General features: G+C 61.9%; 5 protein-coding genes. 1 reads left to right on the forward strand and 4 read right to left on the reverse strand.

Going from position 1 to position 4,485, the window contains the following annotated elements; translation table 11 throughout:
• Positions 1-62: 62 nt before the first annotated feature.
• Complete coding sequence (locus tag EN893_RS20140; RefSeq protein ID WP_127271404.1) at positions 63-461, forward strand: type II toxin-antitoxin system VapC family toxin; 399 nt, start codon at positions 63-65, stop codon at positions 459-461.
• Between the two features lie 15 nt (positions 462-476).
• On the opposite strand, the gene EN893_RS20145 is transcribed toward EN893_RS20140, so the two are convergent.
• Genes EN893_RS20145 through EN893_RS20160 form a run of 4 tightly spaced genes read right to left on the reverse strand, consistent with a single transcriptional unit; the run spans position 477 to position 4,306 of the window.
• Positions 477-1,517 (reverse strand): sulfate/molybdate ABC transporter ATP-binding protein, encoded by a 1,041-nt coding sequence (locus EN893_RS20145; protein ID WP_127271867.1) that lies wholly within the window; start codon positions 1,515-1,517, stop codon positions 477-479.
• Between the two features lie 13 nt (positions 1,518-1,530).
• Complete coding sequence (gene cysW / locus EN893_RS20150; protein WP_127270916.1) at positions 1,531-2,415, reverse strand: sulfate ABC transporter permease subunit CysW; 885 nt, start codon at positions 2,413-2,415, stop codon at positions 1,531-1,533.
• Positions 2,408-3,259, reverse strand: coding sequence for a sulfate ABC transporter permease subunit CysT (gene cysT / locus EN893_RS20155; protein WP_013530875.1), 852 nt, complete (start codon positions 3,257-3,259; stop codon positions 2,408-2,410). The genes cysW and cysT overlap by 8 nt, the downstream gene beginning before the upstream one ends.
• A 21-nt stretch (positions 3,260-3,280) precedes the next feature.
• Positions 3,281-4,306 (reverse strand): sulfate ABC transporter substrate-binding protein, encoded by a 1,026-nt coding sequence (locus EN893_RS20160; RefSeq protein ID WP_127271865.1) that lies wholly within the window; start codon positions 4,304-4,306, stop codon positions 3,281-3,283.
• Positions 4,307-4,485: the final 179 nt, after the last annotated feature.

Raw genomic sequence — 4,485 nt, forward strand, 5'->3', positions numbered from 1 at the left:
ATCCTGAAGACGACTTCCCCGAGATCTACGACACGCCAGTCAAATCCGAGGACATTTTCTAGATGCGGTTCATGCTGGATACGAACATTATCAGCGACATGATCCGAAACCCGGCTGGCAAGGCCGCGAGGGCAATGTCGCGCGAGGGAGATGACGCCGTTTGCACCAGCATCGTGGTCGCCTCGGAATTGCGATATGGCTGCGCCAAGAAGGGATCGGCCAAGCTGCTCAAGAAGGTTGAAGACTTGCTGGCCGAGATTCCTGTCTTGCCGCTCGATGTGCCGGTGGATGCCGAGTATGGCGGACTTCGCGCCGAGCTTGAAGCCGCGGGCCAGACCATTGGCCACAACGATCTTTTTATCGCCGCTCATGCCTGTGCATTGGGCACCACGCTGGTGACCGCCAACACGGGAGAGTTCAACCGGATCAGGGGCCTGAAGGTCGAGAACTGGCTGGCGTAGCCATAGACCAGAGGATCAAGCCGCCGGAAAAAGCTTCCAGCGTCCGGGGCGGAACGCCACCCGGCTTTTCTGCGCCGCGGGGTGATCGACCGGCAGTTCGATTTCGACCCGCTGGCGCTCTCCGCCTATTTCAAGCTCGACCCGGCGCGTGCCGGCCACGCGGCGGCTGGCGGCGACCGTGCCGGCGATGCAGCCGCTGCAGCCGTCCAGCAATTCGACATCGTGCGGGCGGAAGTAGAGCGTCGCATCGCCCGAGGGCTCGTTGGGCGCGGCAAGCCCGATCGGACGGTCGGCGAGCCAGATTTCGCCATTCTCGACCTTGACGGGAAGCGAGCTCGATTCACCGATGAAGCCGTAGACGAAGGGCGAGTTCGGCGTGTCGTAGATATCGTCGGCGGTGCCGACCTGCTCGATGCGGCCCTGGCTCATCACCACGACGCGGTCGGCAAGCTCCAGCGCCTCTTCCTGGTCGTGGGTGACGAAGACGGTGGTGTGGCCGGTGGCGTCATGGATTTCGCGCAGCCAGCGGCGCAATTCCCGGCGCACTTGCGCGTCAAGCGCGCCGAACGGCTCGTCGAGCAGCAGCACCTTGGGCTCGATCGCCATGGCGCGCGCCAGCGCCACGCGCTGCCTCTGGCCGCCGGAGAGCTGCGCCGGATAGCGCTTTTCGAGCCCTGAAAGCTGGACGAGGTCCAGAAGCTCGGAGGCGCGACGGCGGATCTCCTGCGCCGGCGGGCGCGACGGTCCGTGCCGGACCTTCAGGCCGAAGCCGATATTGTCCGCCACCGTCATGTGCCGGAACAGCGCATAGTGCTGGAAGACAAAGCCGACATTGCGCTCCTGGATGGACTTGTGCGAGGCGTCCTCGTCGCCGAAGAATATCTTTCCCCGTGTCGGCCGCTCCAGCCCGGCGATCAGCCTGAGCAGCGTCGTCTTGCCGGAACCGGACGGTCCCAGCAACGCGATCAGTTCGCCCGACTTGATGTCGAGCGACACGTCGTGAAGCGCCGGAAACTGGTCAAACTCCTTGCGCACGTTGGCAACGCGAACTTCCATAGTGGTCCCTTTGTCAGTGCCCGCGTGTCGCGGCGATCTCGGCGCCGTAGCGCATCTCGAGAAGTGTTTTCAAGACCAGCGTGACGAGCGCCAGGCCCGCAAGCAATGAAGCGACGGCGAAGGCACCGACGGCGTTGTACTCGTTGTAGAGGATTTCGACATGCAGCGGCATGGTGTTGGTCAGGCCGCGTATGTGGCCCGACACCACCGATACCGCGCCGAACTCGCCCATGGCACGCGCATTGCACAGGAGCACGCCGTAGAGCAGCCCCCATTTGACGTTGGGCAAGGTCACGTACCAGAAGGTCTGCCAGCCATTGGCGCCGAGCGAAAGCGCTGCCTCCTCGTCGCCATTGCCTTGTTCCTGCATCAGCGGGATCAACTCGCGGGCGACGAAGGGGAAGGTGACGAAGATTGTGGCCAGCACGATGCCCGGCACGGCAAACAGGATGACGATGCCATGCGCTTTCAGCCATGTGCCGAGCAGCCCCTGGGCGCCGAACAGAAGCACATAGACGAGGCCCGATATGACCGGCGAGACCGAGAAGGGGAGGTCGATCAGCGTGGTCAGGAAGGCCTTGCCCTTGAACTCGAACTTGGCGATCGCCCAGGCGGCGGAGATGCCGAAGACGATGTTGAGCGGCACCGAGATCGCCGCCACCAGCAGCGTCAGCCGGATCGCCGAGCGCGTGTCGGCACTGCCGAGCGCTTCGGTGTAGGCACCGATGCCCTTGGCGAAGGCTTCGTTGAAGACGATGATCAGCGGCAAGAGCAGGAAAATGCCGAGGAAGGCGAAGGCGACGGCCATCAGAGCAAGGCGCGCAGGGCGGCTTTCAGTGACCGCCGCCGACTGGCTTTCATGATGCGGTTCGTAGGATTTGATCTCCGGGTCAGCCATAGCGCTTGCGGCTCCATGACTGTGCGAGATTGACGACCAAAAGCATGATGAACGACAGAGCGAGCATGATCGCCGCGATCGCTGTCGCCGCCGGATAATTGTATTCCTCCAACCGAATGACGATCAGCAGGGGTGCGATTTCTGATTTGTAGGGCAAGTTGCCGGCGATGAAGATGACCGAGCCGTATTCACCGACGCCACGCGCGAAGGCGAGGGCGAAGCCGGTGACGATGGCCGGCGCCAGGCCCGGAAACAGGATGCGGGTGATGATCTGGAAGCGATTGGCGCCAAGCGTGGCGGCGGCTTCCTCCACTTCCTTGTCGATCTCCTCCATGATCGGCTGCACGGTGCGCACGACGAAGGGCAGGCCGATGAAGATCAGCGCGATGACAATACCGAGCGGCGTATAGGCGACCTTGATGCCGAGCGGCATCAGCAATTTGCCGATCCAGCCGTTCGGCGCGTAGAGCGTGGTCAGCGCGATGCCGGCCACAGCCGTCGGCAGGGCGAAGGGCAGGTCGACCATGGCATCGACGATGCGGCGGCCGGGGAAACGGTATCGCACCAGCACCCATGCGACCAGCGTGCCGAAGACGACGTTGACCGCAGCCGCGACGAAGGCGGTGCCGAAGCTGATTCTCAGCGCATTGATGGTGCGGCGATCGGTGGCGATCGCCCAGAATTCAGGCCAGCCAAGGGCGGCCGAGCGCCAGAGCAGCCCGGATAGCGGGATGAGGATGATGAGGGTGAGGTAGGCAAGCGAGAAGCCGAGCGTCAATCCGAAACCCGGAATGACGCTCGGCTGCCTGAATCGCCACCCCGCCTGGGCGGGTGCTGTGGTCATGTCGTCCTGAATATCGACTGCTTACTGGGGCTTGTAGATCTGGTCGAATATACCACCATCGCCGAAATGATAAGGCTGTGCTTTTTTCCAGCCACCAAACTGTGGATCGTCGATGGTTACGAGCTTGATCGGCGGCAGCTTGGCGAGGTCCTCGGCCGGCACCAGATCGGGCTTGGCAGGACGATAATGGTTCTTGGCGATGATCGTCTGCGCTTCTTTGGAATAGAGCCAGCTCAGATAGGCTTCGGCGACCTTGCGCGTGCCCTTGGCATCGACATTGGCGTCGACTACCGCCACCGGCGGTTCTGCCAGGATGGAGGTCGGCGGGTAGACGATGTCGAAATTGTCGGCACCGAACTCGTCGAGCGCCAGATAGGCCTCGTTTTCCCAGGCGATAAGCACATCGCCAAGACCCTTTTGCGCGAAGGTCACGGTCGAGCCGCGCGCGCCGGTGTCGAGCACCGGAGCATTGGCGTAGAGCTTGCCGACGAACTCCTTGGTCTTGGCCTCGTCGCCGCCGTCATTGGCGTTGGCGTAGGCCCAGGCGGCGAGATAGTTCCAGCGCGCGCCGCCGGAGGTTTTGGGATTGGGCGTAATCACCTGGACACCGTCCTTGACGAGGTCGCTCCAGTCGTGAATGCCCTTGGGATTGCCCTTGCGGACGAGGAAGATGATGGTCGAGGTGTAAGGCGCTGAATTGTTTTCGAATTTGGTGCGCCAGTCCGGATTGATCTTCTTCGCCTTCGAGACGATGGCGTTGATGTCGCCTTCAAGTGCCAGCGTCACCACATCGGCATCGAGGCCATCGATCACGGCGCGGGCCTGGGCGCCCGATCCGCCATGCGACTGCTGGACGGTGACGGTCTCTCCGGTCTCGGCCTTCCAATGCGCGACGAAAGCTTCGTCATAGGCCTTGTAGAGCTCGCGTGTCGGATCGTAGGACACGTTGAGAATGGTGGTATCGGCAAACGCGAAACCGAGCGTGCCGAACTGGACAGATGTGGCGACCAGTGCGCCGAGCAGTTTCCTGAAATGAGGTTTGGTCATTTCTGCCTCCGTTGAACCCGCGCCAAATCTACCGAATTGGTAGAAATTAGATGCATTCAATGTTGCCTTTTTTGCCCCTCTTGAGAAAATGTTCGACGCCATTTCGCCGTTAGGAGAAATATTTTCCTCTTGAGGCCAAAGGAAGAATCCATGACCCGGCCACTCAGCCTATCTAGCAA

Origin of the sequence: Mesorhizobium sp. M7A.F.Ca.CA.004.04.2.1 (assembly GCF_004022825.1) — a bacterium.
Classification (GTDB): domain Bacteria; phylum Pseudomonadota; class Alphaproteobacteria; order Rhizobiales; family Rhizobiaceae; genus Mesorhizobium.